This is a genomic window from Streptomyces sp. NPDC059456, assembly GCF_042750055.1.
Classification (GTDB): Bacteria; Actinomycetota; Actinomycetes; order Streptomycetales; family Streptomycetaceae; genus Streptomyces.
The window spans coordinates 1-1,054 of sequence record NZ_JBHYVA010001162.1; the positions used below are offsets into that span (position 1 = coordinate 1).

The window sequence follows — 1,054 nt, forward strand, 5'->3', positions numbered from 1 at the left end:
GCTCAGAATAACGATCAAAATCTTCTTTGTTTTTCTGATCGAAAGCGTGGGAGTCCGTCATCAGAGTTCCTCTCCCAGCAGCTCAAGCACCCCGTAGGCCTCTTCCATTGCAGCTTTGCTTTGGGCATGCAGATGGGCGTACTCAGGGTTCCCCAGCAGCTTCTTGTTTTGATAGTACACATCTCGCCAGGCAGGGGCGTTGGCCTTGCTGACGACAGCATTTTCGCAACGGTTCGGGTTGCAGCGAAGCCCACCGATGCAGGGGATCGATTCATCGAACTCCATGGGCCCACCGCCATAGCAGAAGCCCTGGCCCACGCTGATGACAGCAATGTGCTGATCAGCCATGGCCTCGAAGATATCGTCCTTGGTGTGTCCGGATGCCATGTAACCTTTGAAGACCTTCTGCAAACGCTCCTTGTGCGCTGCAGCGTTCACACCGGCATAACTCCCATCAGGATCGAATCGCTGCTTGATGCTCTCAACCTCGGCGACATGGCGTAAGGACTTGCCGCTTACGCCCCTACCGCCACTTTTCGTCAGCATTTCAGCGATTTCACCGTACCCCAGAGTCGTCTTACTGAAGCCCCGCTCGGAATGGCCAACCCCTACGATTTCGCCAAAGTGCTTCAGCTGGTGAGAGATGAAAGGCAGGCCCACATCAGCACGATAGAGCTGATAGGCTAGCGTGTGCCGCATCATGTAAGCATTGAATTCAAGATCTGAAAACTGCTCAGCAGTCAGAACTCTTTCGAAAAATTTATCGAGTGTAGCCTTGGTTCCCACACTACTCAGCGGCTGACCCAGCATACCAAAGAGCACCGTATCGACGTTCGAGAAGATAAAATCATTATTCTTATATTTGGCAAGCAGTTGTGCAACACGCACAGCATCTCGAACTATCGGAATAGCCAACCAGAAGTCGTCGAAAAGTTCTACAAGGTTGTCTTCATGCTTGCTGACATTGCTTCTCAAAACCCAGTACGAACCATCGAAAATAAGGCACGAACTAGCCAGAAGCTCGGTATACTCCGAAGGACGCATGCCGGTATAC

The 1,054-nt window shown here is 51.7% G+C and carries 1 protein-coding gene; it reads right to left on the reverse strand.

Annotated elements, in window-relative coordinates; genetic code table 11:
* Positions 1 to 60 precede the first annotated feature (60 nt).
* On the reverse strand, positions 61 to 1,054 hold a 994-nt coding region (locus tag ACFXA3_RS42935; protein ID WP_385197053.1), incomplete at its 5' end, for a tyrosine-type recombinase/integrase.